The sequence below is a fragment of the Cellulomonas sp. FA1 genome, assembly GCF_000986825.1.
Taxonomy (GTDB): Bacteria; Actinomycetota; Actinomycetes; order Actinomycetales; family Cellulomonadaceae; genus Cellulomonas; species Cellulomonas iranensis.
Window position 1 is genome coordinate 2,539,765 of the sequence record NZ_LBMY01000001.1, and the last position, 20,962, is coordinate 2,560,726.

The window sequence follows — 20,962 nt, forward strand, 5'->3', positions numbered from 1 at the left end:
CCGACCGACCCCTCGGCCGTCGTCCGGCGCGGGCGCCCCGGCGTGGGGGCGCGGCCCGGGTCCGGGCCCTGTGCCGGGTACGGGTCCGGGCGCACGTACGGGCCCGGTCAGCGGGCGTCAGGGAACCGTCAGGACGCAATCCCGGCGCACCCGCCGCGGAGCACGCTCGTCGCGGTGACCACGGCGGTCGCCCCGCCCCCGCGGCGGTGACCACGAGGAGCACCCGTGGCCGACCTCGTCCTGCTCGTCCTCACCGGCGGCCTGTTCGGGCTGCTCGCCGCGCTCGTGCGCGGGCTCGCGCACCGGGTGGACCGGCCGTGAGCGGCGAGACCGTCGCCGCCCTCGTCGTGGCCGTGGGCCTCGCGGCGTACCTGCTGCGCGCGCTGCTGCACCCGGAGCGACGGTGAGCGCCGCGGTCGCGGCCTGGCTGCAGGTCGGTCTGCTGGTCGCGCTGCTCGCGGCCGTGCACGTGCCGCTCGGCGAGCACCTGGCGCGCACGTTCACCTCGCCCCGGCACCTGCGCGTCGAGCGCGCGCTGTACCGGCTGGGCGGCATCGATCCCGACGCCGACCAGCGGTGGTCGGTGTACGCGCGGTCGGTGCTCGCGTTCTCGCTCGTGTCCGTGGTGCTGCTGTACGGGCTGCTGCGCCTGCAGGCGTGGCTGCCGCTCTCGCTGGGTCGCTTCGGGCTCGCCCCGACGACCGCGTGGGACACCGCGGTCTCGTTCGTCACCAACACGAACTGGCAGTCGTACTCGGGCGAGCAGGCCCTCGGGCACCTCGCGCAGGCCGCCGGGCTCACGGTGCAGAACTTCGTGTCCGCGGCCGTCGGCATGGCCGTCGCGGTCGCGCTCGTGCGGGGGTTCGCGCGGTCGGGCACCGACCGGCTCGGGTCGTTCTGGGTGGACCTCGTGCGCGGCACCGTGCGTGTGCTGCTGCCGCTGGCCGCGGTCGCGGCCGTCGCGCTGCTGCTCGGTGGCGTCGTGCAGACGTTCGCGGGCCCGCAGACCGTCACGACGCTCGACGGCGGCACGCAGACCCTCCTCACGGGGCCGGTCGCGTCGCAGGAGGCGATCAAGCTGCTGGGCACCAACGGCGGCGGCTTCTTCAACGCCAACAGCGCGCACCCGTTCGAGAACCCCGCGCCGTGGACCAACCTGCTCGAGGTCTTCCTGCTGCTCGCGGTCCCGTTCAGCCTGCCGCGCGCGTTCGGCCGCATGGTCGGCGACCTGCGCCAGGGCTGGGCGGTGCTCGCGACGACCGGCGGCCTGTGGGCCGCGACCACGGCCGTGCTGACGTGGGCCGAGACCCGTGGCTACGGCGCCGTGCCCGCGCTGGCCGGGGCCGCGCTCGAGGGCAAGGAGGTGCGGTTCGGGCCCGCGGCGTCCGCGCTGTTCGCGGCCTCGACGACCGCGACGTCCACGGGCGCGGTCAACGCGTCGCACGACTCCCTCACCGCGCTGGGCGGCGGGACCGCGCTGCTCAACATGGTGCTGGGCGAGGTCGCCCCGGGCGGCGTCGGGTCGGGGCTCTACGGCATCCTCGTGCTCGCCGTCCTCACGGTGTTCCTCGCGGGGCTCATGGTGGGCCGCACGCCCGAGTACCTCGGCAAGAAGATCGGGCAGCGCGAGGTCACGCTCGTCGCGCTGTCGGTGCTGACCATGCCCGCGCTCGTGCTGGTGGGCGCCGCGCTCACGGCGGGCGTGCCCGCGCGCGTCGCCGCGTCGGTGCAGGACCCGGGTGCGCACGGCCTCACCGAGATCCTCTACGCGTACGCGTCGGCCGCCAACAACAACGGGTCCGCGTTCGCCGGGTTCGGCGCCGCGACCCCCTACCAGGACGTCACGCTCGGGGTCGTCATGCTGCTCGGCCGGTTCGTGCCGGTCGTGCTCGTGCTCGCGCTCGCCGGCACGCTCGCGCGGCAGCGCCGCGTGCCCGTCACCGCGGGCACGCTGCCCACCCACGGCCCGCTGTTCGCGGGCCTGCTCGCGGTCGTGACCGTCGTCGTCACGGCCCTCACGTTCGTCCCGGCGCTCGCGCTGGGCCCCGTCGCGGAGGCACTCCTGTGACCGCCACACCCGCCACACCCGTCAGCACCGACCCCGCCGGCCCCGCCGCACCCGCGGCCGCCCGCACGTCCGCCGCGCGGACCGGCGGCGCGTTCGGCCCGCGCCAGCTGCTCGCGGCGCTCGGCCCGGCCGCGCGCCGCCTCGACCCGCGCCACCAGGTCCGCACGCCCGTGATGTTCGTCGTGTGGGTCGGCGCGCTGGCCTGCACGGTGCTCGCGGTGCTGCACCCGTCGGCGTTCGCGTGGGCCATCGCGGCGTGGCTGTGGGCGACCGTGCTGTTCGCGAACCTCGCCGAGGCCGTCGCCGAGGGCCGCGGCCGCGCGCAGGCCGACTCGCTGCGCCGCACGCGCAGCACGACGGTCGCGCGGCGGCTGCGCGCCGACGGCACCGAGGAGGAGGTCGCGGGCACCGCGCTGGCCGTGGGCGACCTCGTCGTGGTCGAGGCCGGGCAGACGATCCCGGGCGACGGCGACGTGGTCGAGGGCGTCGCGTCGGTCGACGAGTCGGCCGTCACGGGCGAGTCCGCGCCCGTGATCCGCGAGTCCGGCGGCGACCGGTGCGCCGTCACGGGCGGCACGCGCGTGCTGTCCGACCGCGTGGTCGTGCGCATCACCGCCAAGCCCGGCGAGACGTTCCTCGACCGCATGATCGCGCTGGTCGAGGGCTCGGCCCGGCAGAAGACCCCCAACGAGATCGCGCTCGACCTGCTGCTCGCGGCGCTCACGCTCGTGTTCCTGCTGGCCGTCGTCACGCTGCAGCCCCTGGCCGTGTACTCGGGGCAGCCGCAGCCGCTCGTCGTGCTGGTCGCGCTGCTGGTCTGCCTCATCCCGACGACCATCGGCGCGCTGCTGTCGGCCATCGGCATCGCCGGCATGGACCGGCTCGTGCGCCGCAACGTGCTCGCGCTGTCGGGTCGCGCGGTCGAGGCCGCGGGCGACGTCGACGTGCTGCTGCTCGACAAGACGGGCACCATCACGCTCGGCGACCGGCAGGCCGTCGGGTTCGTGCCCGCCGAGGGCGTCACGGTCGAGGACCTCGCGCGCGCCGCGCAGCTGTCCTCGCTCGCCGACGAGACCCCCGAGGGCCGCTCGGTCGTCGTGCTCGCCAAGGACGCGCACGGCCTGCGCGGCACGGCCGTCGGGGGCGCGACGTTCGTGCCGTTCACGGCGCAGACCCGCATGAGCGGGGTCGACCTGCCGGCCGACGGCGCGACGCCCGCGCGGCGGGTCCGCAAGGGCGCCGCGTCGGCCGTGCTCGCGTGGGTGCGCGAGCACGACGGCAGCCCCGCGGCGGACGTCGCGCGCGCGGTCGACGAGATCGCCGGGTCGGGCGGCACGCCGCTCGTCGTCGCCGAGGCCGTGGCCGGTGCCCCCGCGCGGGCGCTCGGGGTCGTCCACCTCAAGGACGTCGTCAAGCCCGGCATGCGCGCACGCTTCGACGAGCTGCGTCGCATGGGCATCCGCACGGTGATGATCACGGGCGACAACGCGCTCACCGCGCGCGCGATCGGCGAGGAGGCCGGCGTCGACGACGTGCTCGCCGAGGCCACACCGGAGGACAAGCTCGCGCTCATCCGCCGCGAGCAGGCCGAGGGGCGGCTCGTCGCGATGACGGGCGACGGCACCAACGACGCGCCCGCGCTCGCGCAGGCCGACGTGGGCGTCGCGATGAACACCGGCACGTCCGCCGCCAAGGAGGCCGGGAACATGGTCGACCTCGACTCGGACCCGACCAAGCTCATCGAGATCGTCGCGATCGGCAAGCAGCTGCTCATCACGCGCGGCGCGCTCACCACGTTCTCGCTGGCCAACGACGTCGCGAAGTACTTCGCGATCCTCCCGGCCATGTTCGCGGGCCTGTACCCGCAGCTCGACGCGCTCAACGTCATGCGGCTGCACTCGCCGCAGTCCGCGGTGCTCTCGGCCGTCGTGTTCAACGCGCTCGTGATCGTCGCGCTCGTGCCCGTCGCGCTGCGCGGCGTGCGGTACCGGCCCGCCGCGGCCGGGGTGCTGCTGCGCCGCAACCTGCTGGTCTACGGCGTCGGCGGCCTCGTCGCGCCGTTCGTGGGCATCAAGCTGATCGACCTCGTCGTCGCGCTGCTGCCCGGGTTCTGAAGGAGACCGACGTGACCGCGTTCGCCCGGCAGGCCCTCGGCGGCCTGCGCCTGCTCCTGGCCCTCACGCTGCTGCTCGGCGTCGCGTACCCGACGGCCGTGTGGGCCGTGGGCCGCGTCGTGCCCGACCGCGCCGACGGGTCGCCCCTGGTCGTCGACGGGCAGGTGCGCGGCTCGCGCCTGGTCGGCCAGGCGTTCGACGGCCCCGGCTGGTTCCTGCCCCGGCCGTCCGCCGCGGGCGACGGGTACGACGCGCTCGCGTCGGGCGCGTCGAACCTCGGCCCGCAGAACCCCGACCTGCTCGCGACGGTCGAGCGGCGACGCGCCGACGTCGCCGCGCGCGAGGGCGTCTCCCCCGCCGCCGTCCCGGCCGACGCGGTGACGGCGTCCGCGTCGGGGCTCGACCCCGACATCAGCCCCGCGTACGCGGCGCTGCAGGTGCCGCGCGTCGCGCGCGAGCGCGGCCTGCCCGAGCCGCAGGTCCGGGGGCTCGTCGCGGACGCGACGTCCGGTCGCGACCTCGGGTTCCTCGGCGAACCGCGCGTCGACGTCGTCACGTTGAACGCCGCGGTCGCCGCCGCGGCGGGATGATCGGTCCCGTGGACGACGTGCGGCGGGGCCGCCTGCGGGTGTACCTGGGCGCGGCCCCCGGGGTGGGCAAGACGTACGCGATGCTCGACGAGGCGCGCCGCCGGGCCGAGCGCGGCACCGACGTGGTCGTCGCGCTCGTCGAGACGCACGGCCGCGCGGGCACCGCGGCGCTGCTCGACGGCCTCGAGGTGGTGCCGCGCCGCACGGTCGAGCACCGCGGCACCACGCTGACCGACCTCGACGTCGACGCCGTGCTCGCGCGGCACCCCGAGATCGCGCTGGTCGACGAGCTCGCTCACACCAACGCGCCCGGCGGTCGGCACGCCAAGCGGTGGGAGGACGTCGAGGACCTGCTCGCCGCGGGCATCGACGTCGTCACGACCGTCAACGTGCAGCACCTGGAGTCGCTCAACGACGTCGCGCGCGCCATCACGGGCGTCCGCCAGCAGGAGACCGTGCCCGACGCGGTCGTGCGTCGGGCCGACCAGATCGAGCTGGTCGACATGAGCCCCGAGGCGCTGCGGCGCCGCCTCGCGCACGGCAACGTCTACGCCGCCGAGACCGTCGACGCCGCGCTCACGCAGTACTTCCGGGTCGGCAACCTCACGGCGCTGCGCGAGCTCGCGCTGCTGTGGACCGCCGACCGCGTCGACGACGCGCTCGAGGCGTACCGGACCGCGCACGGCATCAGCGACCCGTGGCCCGCGCGCGAGCGCGTCGTCGTCGCCGTCACCGGCGGGCCCGAGACCGAGACGCTGCTGCGGCGCGGCGCGCGGATCGCCGCGCAGTCCGCCGGCGGGCAGCTGCTCGCGGTGCACGTGCTGCGCGGCGACGGCCTGCGCGGCGCGCCGCCCGACGCGCTGGCCCGGCAGCGCCTGCTGGTCGAGCAGCTCGGCGGCACGTGGCACACGGTCGTCGCCGACGACGTCGCGGCCGCCGTCCTGGAGGTCGCGCGCGGCGTCAACGCGAGCCGCATCGTGCTCGGCGTGACGCGGCGCTCGCGGCTCGCGCAGGCGCTGTCGCCCGGGGTCGGCACCGAGGTGATCCGCGACGCCGGGGACATCGACGTGCTGGTCGTGACGCACCCGCACGCGGGCGGCCGGCGGTTCCGGCGCCCGCCGCGCCGCGGCACGCTCACGGGCCGGCGCCGCCTGCTCGGCTGGGGGCTGGCGGTCGCCGGGCCGCCCGCGCTCGCGCTCGCGCTCGACGCCGCGACCACGTGGGACACGCTGTCGATCGCGCTCATGCTGTTCCTCGCGCTCACGGTCGGCGTCGCGCTCGTCGCCGGCCTCGTGCCCGCGCTCGTCGCCGCCGCGCTCGGGGGCGCGCTCAGCAACGTGCTGTTCGCGCCGCCGGTCGGCACGTGGAACATCACCGAGCCGCGCAACGCGCTCGCGATCGTCGTGCTCGTGGCCGTCGCCGTCGGCGTGTCGGCGGTCGTCGACCTCGCGGCGCGCCGCACCGCCGAGGCCGCGCGCGCCCGCGCCGAGGCCGACACGCTCGCCGCCACGGCGGCCGCGTCGCTCGGCGGCGAGGACCCCGCGGGCGCGGCGCTCGAGGCGCTGCGCGAGGCGCTGCGGCTGCGGGACGTCGTGGCGCAGCGCCGGGCGGCCCCCGCCGCGCCGTGGGTGGACGTCGCGACCGCGCACGCACCCGCGGCCGGGGCGGCACCGGGTGCGGCTCTCGACGCGGCACCCGGCGCGGTTCCCCGCGACGGGCCCGACGACGGCCCCACCGAGGTCCCCGTGACCGACGCGCTGCGGCTCGTGCTCACCGGCCGCACGCCGCCGCCGCACGAGGTGCGGCTCGCACGCGCCGTCGGGCTGCAGGTCGAGGCCGTGCTCGAGCGCGACGCGCTGCGCGTCGAGGCCGGCACGGCGCGCGCCGAGCGCGAGCGCGGGGCCATGCGCACCGCGCTGCTCGCGGCCGTGTCGCACGACCTGCGCACGCCGCTCGCCGCGATCAAGGCGTCGGTCTCGGCGCTGCGCTCGCTCGGCGACGCGATCCCCGCCGACGAGCGCACGGCGCTGCTGGGCGACGCCGAGCACAACGCCGACCGGCTGCAGCACCTGGTCGACGACCTGCTCGACATGAGCCGCCTCGACGCGGGCGTGGTCGTGCCGCGGCGCGCGCCCGTCGCGCTCGACGAGGTCGTGCCCGCGGCCCTGGCCGGCGTGCCCGAGGGCGCGGTCGACGTCGACGTCCCCGAGGACCTGCCGCTCGTCACGGTCGACGCCGCGCTGCTCGAGCGTGCGCTCGCCAACGTCGTCGAGAACGCCGTGCGCTACGGCGGCGCGCCCGTGCGCGTGAGCGCGGGACAGGTCGACGACGTCGTCGTCGTGCGCGTCGTCGACCACGGCCCCGGCGTGCCCGACGACCGCAAGGCCGCGATGTTCACGGCGTTCCAGCGCCTCGACGACGCACCCCGCGGGCACGGGCTCGGCCTGGGCCTCGCGGTGGCGCGCGGGTTCGTCACGGCCGACGGCGGCACGCTCGACGCCGAGGACACGCCCGGCGGCGGCCTCACCATGGTCCTGACGATCCCGCTGGACGGAGGTGGCGCGTGACCCGTGTGCTCGTCGTCGAGGACGACCCGGCGCTGGCCCGTGCGCTGGGCGTGAGCCTGCGCGTGCACGGGTACGACGTGCACGCCGTCGCGACCGGCACGGCCGCGCTCGACCTGCTCGCGGGCGACCCGCCCGACCTGGTGCTGCTCGACCTGGGGCTGCCGGACGTCGACGGGCTCGACGTGCTGCGCGCGCTGCGCGTGTGGTCCTCGACGCCCGTCGTCGTGCTGTCGGCGCGGCAGACGTCGGACGACAAGGTCGAGGCGCTCGACGCGGGCGCCGACGACTACGTGACCAAGCCGTTCGCGATGGACGAGCTCATGGCGCGGCTGCGGGCCGCCGTGCGCCGCGCCGTGCCGCAGGCCGGACGCCCGCAGGTGCGGACCGCGGCGTTCACGGTCGACCTCGCGGCGCGGCGCGTGCAGCGCCCCGACGGCACCGACGTGCAGGTCACGCCCACCGAGTGGCACCTGCTGGAGATCCTCGCGCGGAACGTCGGCCGCGTGGTCGACCGCGCCGACCTGCTGCGCGAGCTGCGCGGCCCGTACCTCGACACCGAGAGCCACTACCTGCGCGTGTACGTCGCGCAGCTGCGCCGCAAGCTCGAGCCCGACCCCGCGCACCCGCGGCACCTGCTCACCGAACCCGCGCGGGGGTACCGGCTGGCGCCGTGACGCGGGCCCGGTTCCTCGCGCCCCTGCGCGGGGCTCAGAGGCGCGGGGCTCGGGGGCGCGGGCTCAGGGGCGCGCGGGCTCCGGCTCGGGGTCGGTGCGCGCGAGGCGCCGCGCGAGCATCGCGCACACCACGATCTGCAGCTGGTGGAACACGATCACCGGCAGCGCGACGCTCGCCGCGACCGCGGGCGCGAACAGCACGGCCGCCATCGGCAGCCCCGTCGCGGCGGACTTCTTGGACCCGCACATGAGCAGCGCGATCCGGTCGCCGCGGTCGAGGCCCAGCAGGCCGCCGCCGCGCCACGTGATCGTCAGCATCGCCGCGAGCACCACCGCGCACACCACGAGCAGCACCACGAGCGCACCGGCCGTGAGGTGGTCCCACGCGCCCGACGTCTGCGCCTCGCTCACGGCCGTGAACACGACCAGCAGGATCGTCGTGCGGTCGGTGGTGCGCGTGATCTTGCCGTGCCCGCGCAGCCACGCGCCGATCCACGGCTGCGCGACCTGCCCCGCGACGAACGGCAGCAGCAGCTGCAGCAGGATCCCGGTGATCGCTCCGCTGTCGATGCCGGCGCCCGTCGCTCCCATGAGCACGGCCACGAGGACGGGCGTGATGACGACGCCGAGCACGTTGGAGATCGTCGCGCCCGTGATCGCGCCCGCGACGTTGCCGCGCGCGACCGACGTCAGCAGCACCGAGGACTGCACGGTCGACGGCAGCAGCGCCAGGTACAGCACGCCGCGGCGCAGGTCGGGGTCGAGCACCGCGTCCGGCAGCAGCTGCACGAGCAGCCCCAGCACCGGGAACAGCACGTACGTCGCCGCGAGCATCGAGCCCTGCAGGCGGAACCGCTTGAGCCCGTCGACGACCTCGCGCGTGGGCATGCGCGCGCCGTACAGGAAGAACAGCACGACGATCGCGACCGTGCGCACGACGTCGAGCACCTCGCCGACGGCCTCCGGCACGGGCACCAGCAGCCCGAGCACGAGGACGCCGACGATCATCGCCGTCAGCGGGTCGAGCCACCGGAGCCAGGCGGGCGCCTTCATGCGGCGCGAGGGGGACGGCAGGTGCGGGGGCGGGACGTCACGTCGCCATCCTCGCGCACATGGGACGAACCCTGGGCGGGCGTCCACGTCGTGTCGGGACGGCCGGGCCGGGGCGGCGCCCGCGCCGCGGCCGGGGCGTCCCTCACCACCGACGCAGGCACCCGCTCGGACCCCGGTCCGAGGCGCGGCCCCACCACGGGGGGACGCACGCGACGGGACGGACCACCCCCGGGCCGACGCGACGCCGCAGGTCACGCACCTATCGTCGCCCGCATGACCGCACTCGACCGCCGCACGCTCGCCCCGTTCGCCGCCCTGGCCGCCGCCGCCGCGGCGCTGCTGCTCCTGCCGTTCCCGGGCAGCCTGAGCCCGACCCTGTACCGCGCGGTCGCGTCGGTGACGGCCGGCGTGCCGGGCGTCGACCTGGTGTCGCTGGGCGCGCTCGGGCTGCTGGCTACGGGCGTCGCGCTGGCCGTGGGGCACGCGTGGCGCGCGCACCGCGACCGGCTCCCCGTGACGCTCGCGGCGGCGGGCGGCGTGCCCGTCGCGTACGGCACGAGCGAGGGGCTCAAGCTCGTGCTCACGCAGGAGCGCCCGTGCACGCGGTGGCCGTACGCGGCGCACTGCCCGCCGCCCGGGGACTGGTCGCTGCCGTCCAACCACGCGACGGTCGCGTTCGCGGCCGTCGTCGTGCTCGTGGTCGCGACGCGTGCGGCGTGGGTCGCGTGGTCGTCGGTCGGGCTCGCGGCGGTCGCCGCGGCGGGCCGCGTGATGGAGGGCGTGCACTACCCGCACGACGTCGCGCTGGGCGCCGTCGTCGGCGTGGGCGTCACCGCGCTCGTGGCGTGGGCGGCGGCGGTCGTCGTGCGTCGCCACCGCGGCGGGACCCCCGCCACCGCCTGACGCCACGGGCCACCGGACACGGATCACGGACGAGGTGTGCGGCGTTCCGGCCGCAGGGCAGCCGGAACGCCGCACACGCACGTCCGCTCGAGGGCCCCGTCGGCACGCCGCGCCGGCAGAGCGCCCGGCCCGCGGAGCCCACCCCGGTCGCGAGAGCGCGATCCAGTCACCCCAACCCCAGGTCGCGAGAGCGCGATCCAGTCACCCCCAACCCCCGGTCGCGAGAGTGCGATCCAGTCGCCCACAACCCCAGGTCGCGAGAGCGCGATCCAGTCACCTCACCCACGACGCCCAGGTCGCGGGAGGCAGGGACCCGCGGTCCCCGGACGCACGCGCCCTGCCGCCGCGCCGCCCGGGCGCCGAGCATGGAGCGGTCGCACCGCCCGGTGCGGCCACCCACCGCCGGAGGTCACCGTGCCCCTGCTCGCCGCATCCGACGTCCCCGACCTCACCGGGCGGCTCGCCGTCGTCACGGGCGCCAGCGACGGCATCGGCGTGCACGTCGCCGGGCACCTCGCGCGCGCCGGCGCCGACGTCGTGCTCCCGGTGCGCGACCTCGCCAAGGGCCGTGCCGCCGCCGACCGGCTGCGCGCCGAGGTGCCGCACGCGCGCCTCGACGTGCGACACGCCGACCTCGCGGACCTCGCGTCCGTCGCCGCGTTCGCCGCGACGCTGCTGGCCGACGGCCGTCCGGTCGACGTGCTCGTCAACAACGCGGGCGTCATGGAGCCGCCGACACGGCGCACGACCGCCGACGGGTTCGAGCTGCAGCTCGGCGTCAACCACCTCGCGCACGTCGCGCTCACGTCGCACCTGCTGCCGCTGCTCGCCGCCGCGCGCGGCCGCGTGACGACACAGGTCAGCATCGCCGTCGCGCGGGCCGCCGTGCACTGGGACGACCTGGGCTGGGAGCACGGCTACCACCCCGGGCGCGCGTACGGCTCGTCGAAGCTCGCGCTGGGGCTGTTCGCGGTCGAGCTGCAGCGCCGCAGCGTGGCCGGCGGCTGGGGCGTCACGAGCACGCTGTCCCATCCCGGCGTCTCGCCGACCAACCTGCTCGCGGCGCAGCCCGGGTTCGGGCGCGAGCGCGAGCGGCTCGGGCGGCGCGTCATCGCGGGGCTGTCGCGGCGGGGCTGGGTGGTCGGCACGGTCACGTCGGCAGCGCTGCCCGCGGTCCTTGCCGCGACGGCCCCCGACGCGCGCGGCGGGCACCTGTACGGACCGCGCGGGTTCCAGCACCTCGGCGGGCCGCCCGCCGAGCAGCCGCTGTACCGGCCGCTCACCGACCGCGACGACGCGCGCCGCGTCTGGGACGTCTCCCACCGGCTCACCGGCACGCCCCCCACCCCCTGACCCCGGTCGCGAGAGCGCGATCCAGTCACCCCGCCCCACCCCCACCCCGGTCGCGAGAGCGCGATCCAGTCACGCCAGACGGCACCAGAGGGGGATCGCCGATCCCTTCCCGCCGCCTCATCGACCCCGCACGATGGAGGGATGGACCGCGTGGAGCTCGCCGACTTCCTGCGCCGCCGCCGCGAGGCGCTGCAGCCCGAGGACGTCGGCCTGCCCCGCGGCTCGCGCCGCCGCACCACGGGCCTGCGCCGCGAGGAGGTCGCCGCGCTCAGCGACATGTCCGTCGACTACTACGGACGCCTGGAGCAGTCGCGCGGCCCGCAGCCGTCGCCGCAGATGCTCGGGGCGATCGCGCGGGCCCTGCGCCTGACGCTGCCCGAGCGCGACCACCTGTTCCACCTCGCCGGGCAGAACGCACCCGCGCGCTCGACGGGCGGCGACCACGTGTCGCCCGGCGTGATGCGCGTGCTCGACCGCCTCGCCGACACGCCCGCCCAGGTCATGACGGACCTGGGTGAGACGCTCGTGCAGACCGCGGCGGCGCGCGCGCTGTTCGGCGACGAGACGCAGCACCGCGGACCCATGCGCGCGGTCGTGTACCGCTGGTTCGTCGACCCGGCCGCGCGCGAGGTCTACCCGCCCGAGGAGCACCGCGAGGTCGGCCGCACGTTCGTCGCCGACCTGCGCGCGACGCACGCCGCGCAGGGTCCGCGCTCGCGCGCGGCCGCGCTCGTCGACGCGCTCCTCGCGCGCAGCGCCGAGTTCGCCGCGCTGTGGCAGGAGCACGAGGTGCGTTCGACGTCGTGGCGCGAGAAGCGCCTGTGGCACCCCGACCTCGGCGAGCTCGAGCTGCAGTGCCAGATCCTGCACGACCCCGACCAGGGCCAGGTGCTGCTGGTGCTCACCGCGACGCCCGGCACCGCCAGCCACGACAAGCTGCAGCTGCTCGCGGCGCTGGGGCCGCGGGGTGCGGTCGCCGTCGACTGACGTTCGCGTCGGGGCACGTGGTCGCTGGGGTGCGCGACGGCCGTCGGGGCACGTGGTCGCGGGGTGCGCGACGCCCGTCGGGCACGTGGTCGCGGGGTGCGCGACCGCCGTCGGGCCGGCGCGACGGCGCTCGGGAACCCGGCCGGTCGCAGCGGCGCGCGGTGCCCGTCAGGGCAGGTCGGCGGAGCGTCGCGCGGCGGCCGCGTAGCGCGCGGCGAGCGTCGCGCACGCGTCGGCCAGCGCACGCGGCGCGACGTCCTCGACGTCGGTGTCGAACCGGCCGAGCAGTGCCGCGAGCGCGACCCACGACCACGCGCCGAGCGTGACGCGGCAGCGCCCGTCGCCGAGGTCCTCCACCGTCCCGTCGTCGACGAACGGCGCGACGGCGCGCGCGGGCGCACGCAGCACGGCCGTGCCGGTGCAGGGCCAGCCCGCCGCCCCGCGCGGGGCGGCGGGCGTGCGCGCCGGGGACGCCTCGGCCGGGCCGCCCGGACCCGTGGCGTCCGGCGTCGCACCGGGCGCCGTCCCCCGGAACCGGGCGGCGACGAACGCGCGCACGTCGCCGCCGGGCACCGGGCGGGGCGTGAACCGGCCGCCGGTGTGCGCGCGCAGCCGCAGCCGGTCGACGCGGAACAGACGCCAGTCGTCGCGGTCGAGGTCCCACGCGACGAGGTACCAGCGGCCGCGGGTCGCCACCACGTGGTGCGGCTCGACGCGGCGCGGCGGGCCGGACGGCGCGTCCGGGTCGGCGCCGGGCGCGTCGTGGTCGAACCGCACGACCTCGTGACGGCGGACGGCCGCTGTCAGCAGCGTGAGCGCGTCGGTCGTCGACGGTGTCGGGCTCGCGTCGGGCAGCGGCACGAACCGGACGTCGTCGGCGCGGCGCCGCAGCCGCTCGGGCATGACGCGGCGGATCGTGGCGAGCGCGCGCTCGGCGGCGTCGTCGACGTCGGTGCCGAGCAGCGGTGCGGCTTGCAGCGCGACCGCGACGGCCGTGACCTGGTCGTCGTCGAGCAGCAGGGGCGGCAGCTCGGCGCCCGCGTCGAGCCGGTACCCGCCGTCGGTGCCGCGCGTCGCGTCGATCGCGTACCCGAGGTCCCGCAGCCGCTCGACGTCGCGGCGCACGGTGCGCGCGCTGACGTCGAGCCGCTCGGCGAGCAGCGGCCCGGGCCAGTCGCGGCGCGCCTGCAGCAGCGACAGCAGCCGCAGCAGCCGGGCGGTCGTCGCGGCGGGCGTCGTCATGCCCCCAACCTAGGCGGCCATGCGGACAGGACCTGACCGCAAGGCCTGCGAACGTGCCGTCGTCGGACGGACCGGCACCACACCCCCGGGGAGCACGCATGAGCCTCACGACCACGACCCACCTGAACTTCCGCGGCGACGCGCGCGCCGCGCTCGAGCTGTACCGCGACGTGTTCGGCGGCGAGCTGACCGTCGTCACGCACGCGCAGGCGGGCAGCGACACCGAGCCCCACGAGGCCGACCAGGTCAGCTGGGGTCAGGTCCTGTCCCCCGCCGGCTTCCACGTCATGGCGTACGACGTGCCGTCGCGCCTGCCCCACGACCCGGGCACGATCCCGGTGTTCGTGTCGGTGCGCGGCACCGACGCCGACGAGCTGCGCCGCCACTGGGATCTCCTGGCCGACGGCGCGCAGGTCGCGGTGCCGCTCGCGCCGTCGGCGTGGTCGCCGCTGTACGGCATGCTCACCGACCGCTTCGGCGTGACGTGGGTGCTGGACCTCGAGGTCGCCTGGGCGGGCTGAGTCCGGTCGGTCGCGGGCGGGGCCGACCGGTCCCCGCCCGCGGTCGCGGGGGCGGCTCGCGGTCGTCAGGCCGCTCGCCGGTCATCGGGCCGCCCGCCGTCGTCGGGCCGGTTGGCGGTCGTCGGCCCGCCCGTGGTCGTCGGGCCGGGCGGGTCAGACGGCCGACAGCAGGGCCGCGCGCACGTCGGCGAGCGCGGTCGTCTGCGGAGCGAGGTCAGGCGGCGGGGCATCCGCGGGCGCCGCCACGGTGGCCGCCAGGCCGTCGCGCAGCGCGTCGAGCCCGTCGTCGTACCGCGGGACGAGCGCGCTCACCGTCCGGTGCACGCCGCTGAGCCCCACGCCCGTGGCGACCTGCGGGGCGGGCACGCGTCCGGTGTCGATCGCGACGATCGCGGCGTGCGGCGTGCCGACCAGCGCGAGCACGCGCTCGACGTGCGCCGACGCGTCGTGCGCGAACAGCCGCGCGGCGCGGTCGGCGGGCACCTTGAGCGCGAGGAACGCGGCGCCGGCCGCGAGCACGACGACGAGGATCGCGGCCGCTGCGACGACGATCGGCCGGCGGCCGGCCGACGCGGGCGCCGGGGCGGTCTCGAGGGTCACGGGGTCCTCCTGGTGGACGGGGAGGACGACGACGGGCGTGCCGCTGGGCACCCCCCGTCGTCCGCCCGGCCACGGGAGGGTACCCACGGGTACGCACCGTGACGAAAACGCGCGCGCAGGGCACGACCGAGCGCCGCGCCGGAAGCCCAGGCGGCCCGGACGCGTTGCGACCGACGTCGCACCACCGAGCCCGGGAGCCGCCATGAGCACCGACGACACGCCGTTCACCGACGCCGACCTGACCCTGCTGCGCCGCCCGCTGCACGGCTGGTTCACCACCGCCGACGGCGCGACGCCCCCGCAGCCGCGCCCGGTGTGGTTCGAGCTCGCCGACGACGGCACGATCCGGCTGTTCAGCGCCGCGGACGCCCTCAAGGTCCGTCGGCTGCGCCGCGACCCCCGCGCGTCGCTCGTCGTCGCCGCGCCCGTCGAGGAACGTGAGCACTGGGTGGCCGTCACCGGCCACGTCACGATCCACGACGACGACGCGGCCGCGCACGCGCTCGCCGCCCGCCTCGCCCCGCGCTACTGGGACATGACCGACCCCGTGCGCCAGGCCGACCTCGCCGCGCAGGCCGACGAGCGGCAGGTCCTGCTGGTGCTGCACCCGGAGAGGGTGCGGCGGTACGCGTACTGAGGCGGAGCGGCCTCTCGGAAACGAGAACGACAACGCCCTTGTTCTCGGATATTCCAGGATGCGAGAATATCTGCATCTCTGTTCATGGTTCGGAGGGCGGATGAGCACGCACGTCGACCCCCGATCCGGCGTACCCCCGCACGAGTCCGAGACCCTGCGGTGGATCCCCGCCAGCGGACGACGCGCCGAGATCTCTACGTACGAGGCGAGCATCCCGCCGCACATCGCCGACGTCGTCGTCGAGGTCGGCCGGGAGGCGCTGGAGTCGGCGCGCGCGGCAGCCGTGGAGGTGGGCGTCCTCGAGGCCGCGTACGCCGACCAGGTCGCGACGCTCGAACCGTTCCTGCTGCGCACCGAGGCGATCGCCTCCTCGCGCATCGAAGAGGAGTTGACGACCGTCGACCAGCTCGCCCGCGCCCAGTACGGCATCCGCGCCCCGCGCAGCGCGCGCACCGTCAAGGGCGCGATCGACGGCCTGACGCTCCTGATCGACCGCGCGACGGACGGCATCGAGCTCGGCGACGTCCTCGCGGCGCACCGCCCCCTCATGGCCGACGACCCCGAGGAGAAGTGGGACGCGGGCCGGTTGCGATCCGTCCAGAACTGGATCGGCGGCTCGAACCGCTCACCGCGCGGGGCCCTGCACGTCCCGCCGACACCCGCGCGAGTCCCTGACCTGATGGCGGACCTGATCCGCTTCCTGCGCCGCACCGACCTCGACCCCGTGGTGCACGCGGCCGTCGCGCACGCGCAGTTCGAGTCGATCCACCCCTTCACCGACGGCAACGGGCGCGTCGGCCGCACCCTCGTCAACGCGCTGTGGCGCTACCGCGGCATGACGCGGCGCATGGCCGTGCCCGTCGCGTCGGCGATCGTCGCCGAGCGCGACACGTACTTCCGCCTCGTCAACGACTACCGCACCGGCGAGGTCGAGTCGTTCGTCGCGTTCCTCGCCGACGCGACGACGCGCGCCGCGCGCGAGGCCGCCGTCTCCGCCGCGCGGCTCGCCGCCCTGCCCGCGCAGTGGCGCGAGACCGTGCGCGCACGGTCCGACAGTGCCGCCGTGGCGCTCCTCGACGTCCTGCCGCGACACCCGGTCGTCGACGCCTCCGACGTCGCACGGCTCACCGGCGTCTCGACCGCGCGGGCCTACGCGGCGATCGAGCGACTCGAGGACGCGGGCGTGCTGCGACGCATCACGGAGTCGCGACGCGACATGGCGTGGGCCGCGGGTGACGTGCTGGACGAGGCCGACGTGATGGTGGACCGACTGCGGTTCGGTTGAGGCGGGCCGTCACACCGCCGGCCTCGGCACCTCGACCCAGCCCCACCCCAAGCACCGTGATGTCGAGGTACGTGGGTCACCCCGTGCCATCGGGGTCGCGCAGCGCGCGACTCAGTCCGACTCGCACTTCCCCTGCCGCCAGTACCCCATGAACGCGACGGCCTTGCGGTCGACGCCGCAGTCGCGCACGAGGTGGCGGCGCAGGGTCTTGATGACGCCGGCCTCGCCGGCGAGCCACGCGTAGAGGTGCGCCTCGGCGGTCAGCGCGGTGTGGGTCGCGTAGTCGACCGGGACCTCCCACAGCAGGCCCGCGTCGACGTCGACGTCCTCGAGGTCGAGGTCCGGCGCGGGGGCCTGACCGGGCAGCAGGCGCGCGCACGCGGCCTGCACGGCGGGCACCAGCAGGTCGCCGTGCTCGCGGCCGTCGCGGCCCAGCCAGTGCACGCGCACGCCCTCGGGCGCGCCGAGCTCGAGGCGGTCGTCGGACCACGGCATCTCGACGAGGACCTCGCCGACGGCGTCACGCGGGAGCCGCTCGACGATCCCGGCGATCGCGGGCAGCGCGGTCTCGTCGCCCGCGATGAGCAGGCGGTCGGTGCGCGCGGGCGGCACGAAGTCGACGCCGCCGTGCGGGCCCGCGTGGTCGGCGTTGGGGCCCATGACGACCAGCTCGTCGCCGACCTGCGCGGTCGACGCCCAGCGCGACGCGGGACCGGAGTCGCCGTGCAGGACGACGTCGACGTCGAGCTCGCGCGGGTGGGGGCGCACGCCGCGCGCCGTGTACGTGCGCATCGGGTGACGCTGCTCGGCGGGCAGCGCGCGCCACGTGCCGTACCAGTCGCCCGTGCGGCCCAGGTCCATGAGGTCCGCGTACGACGCGCCCGCCATCGGCAGGAAGAACTTGATGCGCTGGTCGAACCCGTTGTCGGCGAACCGGTCGAGGTCGTCACCCGTGAAGGTCACGCGGAGCAGGCTCGGGCACAGGCGTCGGAGCGCCGCGACCCGCACGTGGAACATGCGGAACGGGGTCGCCGGGGCAGTCGTCTCGACGATGGTCGTCGTGGGCGGCTGAGTCACGAGCTCAGCATAAGGTGAGCCTCACCTCACAGCGCAACCCCCGACCGGGTCACTCGCGGACGTCAGCGCAGACGCCCGCCAGCACCTCGTCCTGCGGCGGCACGGCGGGCACCTGGTGCGGCGTCGGGTCCGGCGTCGGCGTGCCGGGGGGCGACGCGTCCGGCGTCGGCCCACCGGGCGAGGTCTTCCCCTCCCCGTCGGGCGTCGCGCTGCCCGTCGACCCACCCGCCGGCTCACCGGTCGGCGCCGGGCCGGCCGTCGGCGCGGGCGGTGCCAGCGCGGCGGGCGGCGTGTCCGACGCGAGCCGCTGCCAGATCTCGTCGGCGGCGGACGTCCACACCACGCGGTTGCGGTCACTCGGCGCCTGCCGCACGGGCACCTCGGTGAAGACGACCCGCGCCCGGTCCATGCCGCGCAGCGAGTACCCGAACGCCGCCAGGCGCACGGGGTCGGCGAGCTGCGGGTCGGCGCTCAGCGCACCGAGCACGGCCCGCGCGACGCCGTAGAGCTCGTCGGCGTCGCCCAGCACGTCCTTGGCGAGCAGCTCGCGCACCGCCGACTGCACGAACGCCTGCTGACGCGCGATGCGCGTGAGGTCCGAGCCCAGCTCGAGCCCCATGCCCGTGCCGTGCCGCGCGCGCAGGAACCCGATGGCCTGCCGGCCGTCGAGCCGCTGCTCGCCCGCCGGCAGGTGCAGGTCGCCGTACCGGGGGCTCTCGTCGACAGGCTCGGGCAGGCACATGCGCACGCCGCCGAGCGCGTCCACGACGTCGATCACGCCCGTCATGCGCACCACCACGTGGTGCGTGACCGTCACGCCCGTCAGCGCCTGCACGGCGTTGATCGTGCACGCCGCGGCGTGGTCGACGTCCTGCTCGGGCCCGGCGCCGATCGAGAACGCCTCGTTGAACATCGTGGTCCGCGGCTTCGAGCGCCCCCCGCCGGGCAGCACGCACTCCGGCAGCTCGACGAGCGAGTCGCGCGGGATCGACACGACCTCGGCCCACGTCCGGTCGCCCGCGACGTGCACGAGCATCGTCGTGTCCGAGCGCATGCCCTCGGCCTCGCCCGCGAGCGCCGCGTTCTCGGCGTCCCGCAGGTCGGTGCCCATGACGAGGACGTTCATCGCGTCGCCCGCGAACGGGTCGCCCGGGGCCGCGGTCGTGGCGTCGGCGCGCGGCGTCGCGAGGACCAGCCCGGAGACGTCGGACACGTCGATCTGCCCGCGCAGGTCGAGGTAGACGGCCGCGGCGCCCGACGCGAGGAGCGTCAGCACGCCGGTGAGCACGAGCACGGGCACGCGCGCGACGGACGGTCGCAGCGTGCGCGCGTGGCGGGGTCCGACGGGGTCCTGGGTCACACCGTCGACGGTAGGAGTGCTGGTCGTGGGCGCGCCGGGGGTCGTGGAGCGGGTCTGTGAAGGTCCCACGGAGAGGTCCTGGACGTCGGCGCCGCGCCGCCCCACGTGGGGCGGCGCGGCGGAGGCGGACGACGTCAGCTCGCGTCGAACGGGAAGTCCTGCGCCGCGACCTGCCGGAGGCGCCCGTCGGCGCCGGCGAGCACGTACACGTCGCCGTCGTCGTCCCACCAGGTCGTCTGCGCGCCGTCGTCCCGTGCCCCGACGAAGCCGCGGACGGCCTCGCCGCGGTAGCGCACGGTGCCGTGGTCGTCGACCGTGAGGTCGGCGCCGAGCCACGGCTGCAGCCCGAGGTCCACGCCGTCGCCGGGCACCAGGGACGTCGCGTTCTCGCTGGACCAGCCCGCGGGCGCGGGGACCGCCGGGTCGTCGACGAGCTCGCACGCGCGGGCGCCGTCCTCCTCGACGACGCTGCCGGGCACGCACCCGGGCGGGGTCGCGGCGCCGCCCGTGCCGGCCCACACCGGCACGCCGACGCCGACCACGAGCGCGGCCCCGAGCGCCAGCACCCCGATCCCGCGCCGTCGCGGTCGGTCCTCGAACAGGGTCGTGATGCGTCGTGCCACGTCGTGTCCTTCCGTGAGTGCGGGGACCAGCAGGCGCCCCGGGGCGGGCGCCGCCGGGTGCGCGTGGAGCAGGGCGCGCGCGTACCGCACGCGTCCCGCCCGGCCGAGGTGCGCCGTCGCGGCGGCGTCGCACGCGACCTCGGAGCTGCGGACGGCGGCGTCGACCGCGCGCCGGACCACCGGGTTCCACCAGTGCACGGCGCGGACGAGCACGAGCGCGACGCGCTGCGCGGGGTCGCGCCGGCGCAGGTGCGCGACCTCGTGCCGCAGCACGAGGGGCGTGTCCGTGTCGATCACGGGCAGCACGACGCGCGGCGAGCGCAGCCCGAGCACGACGGGCGCGGGGACGGGTGCGACGACGACGCGCGGGGTCGGTCCGCCGACGTCCGCGCCGAGCAGGTCGCGCACGAGCGCCGGGTCGACCTCGACGCCCCAGCGCGCGACGTGGGTCCGCATCGCGTGACGGGCGACGACGGCGCGGACCAGCGCGACGACGGCGCCCGCCGCCCACGCGAGGCCGAGGACCGTGAGGGCGGCGCGCGCGGCGCCCGCCGTGCCGACGCGGTCGAGCAGCGTGCCGGCGCCGGGCACCGCCCACCCGATGCCGGGCAGGCCCGGACCCGACGGCGCGAAGGCGGTGGGCGGCGCGCCGGTCGGGACCGCGGCGGTCGGATCGAGCGGGAACGCGGTCGCGGGCACGTGCCGCGCCGGGCGGAACGGCACGAGCCACGCGACCGCGAGCGCGAACCAGGCACCCGCGAGCACGGTCGGCCGCAGCCGTGCGGACCAGCGTCGGTCGGCGAGCAGGGCCGCGGCGGTGAACGCGGTCATGGCGGCGAGCCAGACGGCGAACGCGGTCACGGCCGGTCCGTGCCGCGCTCGCGCGCGTCGAGCCACGCCTCGAGCTCGCGCCGCTCGGCGTCGTCGACGGGCCGGTCGGCGGCGAAGCTCGCGAGCAGGCTGCGCAGGCTGCCGCGGTGGAACCGCTCCATGAAACGGCCGGTCTCGAACGCGAGGTACTCGTCACGGCCGACCTCGGCGACGTAGTGCAGGTCGCGGCCCGTGCGCGTCGAGCGCACGAAGCCCTTGGCCTGGAGGCGGCCGAGCAGGGTCGCGACGGTCTGGATCTTCCACCCGCGCTCGGCGGGCACCGACTCGACCACCGCGCGGGTGGTGAGCGGTCCGGTGGCGGACCACAGGACGTCCATGACGTCGAGCTCGGCGTCGGGCAGGCGTCGCACGGCACTCTCCTTTCGACAACTGTCGTCAACGTACTACAGGTGTCGTAAGAAGAGGTGGCGTACGCCC

Annotated in this window: 19 protein-coding genes; 12 read left to right on the forward strand and 7 right to left on the reverse strand. The window is 76.7% G+C overall.

The annotated features are described in order from the left end of the window. Positions 1–317 precede the first annotated feature (317 nt). Genes kdpF through GY42_RS11470 form a run of 6 tightly spaced genes read left to right on the forward strand, consistent with a single transcriptional unit; the run spans position 318 to position 8,013 of the window. On the forward strand, positions 318–407 hold the full coding sequence (gene kdpF / locus GY42_RS19420; RefSeq protein WP_160309413.1) for a K(+)-transporting ATPase subunit F: 90 nt from the start codon (positions 318–320) through the stop codon (positions 405–407). Next, positions 404–2,068, forward strand: coding sequence for a potassium-transporting ATPase subunit KdpA (gene kdpA / locus GY42_RS11450; RefSeq protein ID WP_046529417.1), 1,665 nt, complete (start codon positions 404–406; stop codon positions 2,066–2,068). Before kdpF ends, kdpA begins: the two co-directional genes overlap by 4 nt. Next, the gene (kdpB, locus tag GY42_RS11455; RefSeq protein WP_046529418.1) at positions 2,065–4,182 is read left to right on the forward strand and encodes a potassium-transporting ATPase subunit KdpB; all 2,118 of its coding nucleotides are present in this window, start codon (positions 2,065–2,067) and stop codon (positions 4,180–4,182) included. The genes kdpA and kdpB overlap by 4 nt, the downstream gene beginning before the upstream one ends. A gap of 11 nt (positions 4,183–4,193) precedes the next feature. Beyond that, complete coding sequence (gene kdpC / locus GY42_RS11460) at positions 4,194–4,772, forward strand: potassium-transporting ATPase subunit KdpC (protein ID WP_046529419.1); 579 nt, start codon at positions 4,194–4,196, stop codon at positions 4,770–4,772. 8 nt (positions 4,773–4,780) lie between these two features. Next, positions 4,781–7,339 carry a sensor histidine kinase gene (locus GY42_RS11465; protein WP_330217849.1) on the forward strand — a complete coding sequence of 853 codons (2,559 nt, stop codon included), beginning with the start codon at positions 4,781–4,783 and terminating at the stop codon, positions 7,337–7,339. Continuing rightward, complete coding sequence (locus GY42_RS11470) at positions 7,336–8,013, forward strand: response regulator (protein ID WP_046529420.1); 678 nt, start codon at positions 7,336–7,338, stop codon at positions 8,011–8,013. Before GY42_RS11465 ends, GY42_RS11470 begins: the two co-directional genes overlap by 4 nt. 63 nt (positions 8,014–8,076) lie before the next feature. On the opposite strand, the gene GY42_RS11475 is transcribed toward GY42_RS11470, so the two are convergent. Beyond that, positions 8,077–9,066, reverse strand: coding sequence for a bile acid:sodium symporter family protein (locus GY42_RS11475; protein ID WP_046529421.1), 990 nt, complete (start codon positions 9,064–9,066; stop codon positions 8,077–8,079). A gap of 273 nt (positions 9,067–9,339) precedes the next feature. Between GY42_RS11475 and GY42_RS11480 the strand changes: the two genes are divergently transcribed. The 3 genes from GY42_RS11480 (at position 9,340) to GY42_RS11490 (ending at position 12,309) form a co-directional block, all read left to right on the forward strand. After that, the gene (locus GY42_RS11480) at positions 9,340–9,969 is read left to right on the forward strand and encodes a phosphatase PAP2 family protein (RefSeq protein ID WP_046529422.1); all 630 of its coding nucleotides are present in this window, start codon (positions 9,340–9,342) and stop codon (positions 9,967–9,969) included. Between the two features lie 414 nt (positions 9,970–10,383). Then, positions 10,384–11,322 (forward strand): SDR family oxidoreductase, encoded by a 939-nt coding sequence (locus GY42_RS11485; RefSeq protein WP_152667283.1) that lies wholly within the window; start codon positions 10,384–10,386, stop codon positions 11,320–11,322. A 141-nt stretch (positions 11,323–11,463) separates the two neighbouring features. Further along, positions 11,464–12,309, forward strand: coding sequence for a helix-turn-helix transcriptional regulator (locus tag GY42_RS11490; RefSeq protein ID WP_046529423.1), 846 nt, complete (start codon positions 11,464–11,466; stop codon positions 12,307–12,309). 168 nt (positions 12,310–12,477) lie between these two features. Here GY42_RS11490 and GY42_RS11495 read toward each other — a convergent pair whose 3' ends face one another. Then, the gene (locus GY42_RS11495) at positions 12,478–13,551 is read right to left on the reverse strand and encodes a helix-turn-helix transcriptional regulator (protein ID WP_046529424.1); all 1,074 of its coding nucleotides are present in this window, start codon (positions 13,549–13,551) and stop codon (positions 12,478–12,480) included. Between the two features lie 98 nt (positions 13,552–13,649). Here GY42_RS11495 and GY42_RS11500 point away from each other — a divergent pair, with 98 nt between their 5' ends. Next, a complete protein-coding gene (locus GY42_RS11500; protein ID WP_046529425.1) occupies positions 13,650–14,072 on the forward strand; it encodes a VOC family protein in 423 nt (140 codons plus the stop codon). 153 nt (positions 14,073–14,225) lie between these two features. Here GY42_RS11500 and GY42_RS11505 read toward each other — a convergent pair whose 3' ends face one another. Then, entirely contained in the window at positions 14,226–14,672 is a 447-nt protein-coding gene (locus tag GY42_RS11505) for a hypothetical protein (RefSeq protein WP_152667284.1), read from the reverse strand. A gap of 202 nt (positions 14,673–14,874) precedes the next feature. On the opposite strand from GY42_RS11505, the gene GY42_RS11510 reads away from it, so the two are divergent. Together GY42_RS11510 and GY42_RS11515 are read left to right on the forward strand one after the other, a co-directional pair. Then, a complete protein-coding gene (locus GY42_RS11510; RefSeq protein WP_046529427.1) occupies positions 14,875–15,309 on the forward strand; it encodes a pyridoxamine 5'-phosphate oxidase family protein in 435 nt (144 codons plus the stop codon). A gap of 100 nt (positions 15,310–15,409) precedes the next feature. Then, complete coding sequence (locus tag GY42_RS11515) at positions 15,410–16,594, forward strand: Fic family protein (protein WP_052748345.1); 1,185 nt, start codon at positions 15,410–15,412, stop codon at positions 16,592–16,594. A 111-nt stretch (positions 16,595–16,705) separates the two neighbouring features. Here the strand turns inward: GY42_RS11515 and GY42_RS11520 are convergent, their stop codons facing one another. The 4 genes from GY42_RS11520 to GY42_RS11535 all read right to left on the reverse strand — a co-directional run bounded on the left by GY42_RS11520 (position 16,706) and on the right by GY42_RS11535 (position 20,895). Then, positions 16,706–17,671 carry a siderophore-interacting protein gene (locus GY42_RS11520; protein WP_082131498.1) on the reverse strand — a complete coding sequence of 322 codons (966 nt, stop codon included), beginning with the start codon at positions 17,669–17,671 and terminating at the stop codon, positions 16,706–16,708. A 49-nt stretch (positions 17,672–17,720) separates the two neighbouring features. Next, positions 17,721–19,031 carry an LCP family protein gene (locus GY42_RS11525; RefSeq protein WP_052748346.1) on the reverse strand — a complete coding sequence of 437 codons (1,311 nt, stop codon included), beginning with the start codon at positions 19,029–19,031 and terminating at the stop codon, positions 17,721–17,723. A gap of 134 nt (positions 19,032–19,165) precedes the next feature. Then, the gene (locus GY42_RS11530) at positions 19,166–20,515 is read right to left on the reverse strand and encodes a M56 family metallopeptidase (protein ID WP_152667285.1); all 1,350 of its coding nucleotides are present in this window, start codon (positions 20,513–20,515) and stop codon (positions 19,166–19,168) included. Beyond that, entirely contained in the window at positions 20,512–20,895 is a 384-nt protein-coding gene (locus GY42_RS11535) for a BlaI/MecI/CopY family transcriptional regulator (protein ID WP_046529430.1), read from the reverse strand. Before GY42_RS11535 ends, GY42_RS11530 begins: the two co-directional genes overlap by 4 nt. Positions 20,896–20,962 lie beyond the last annotated feature (67 nt).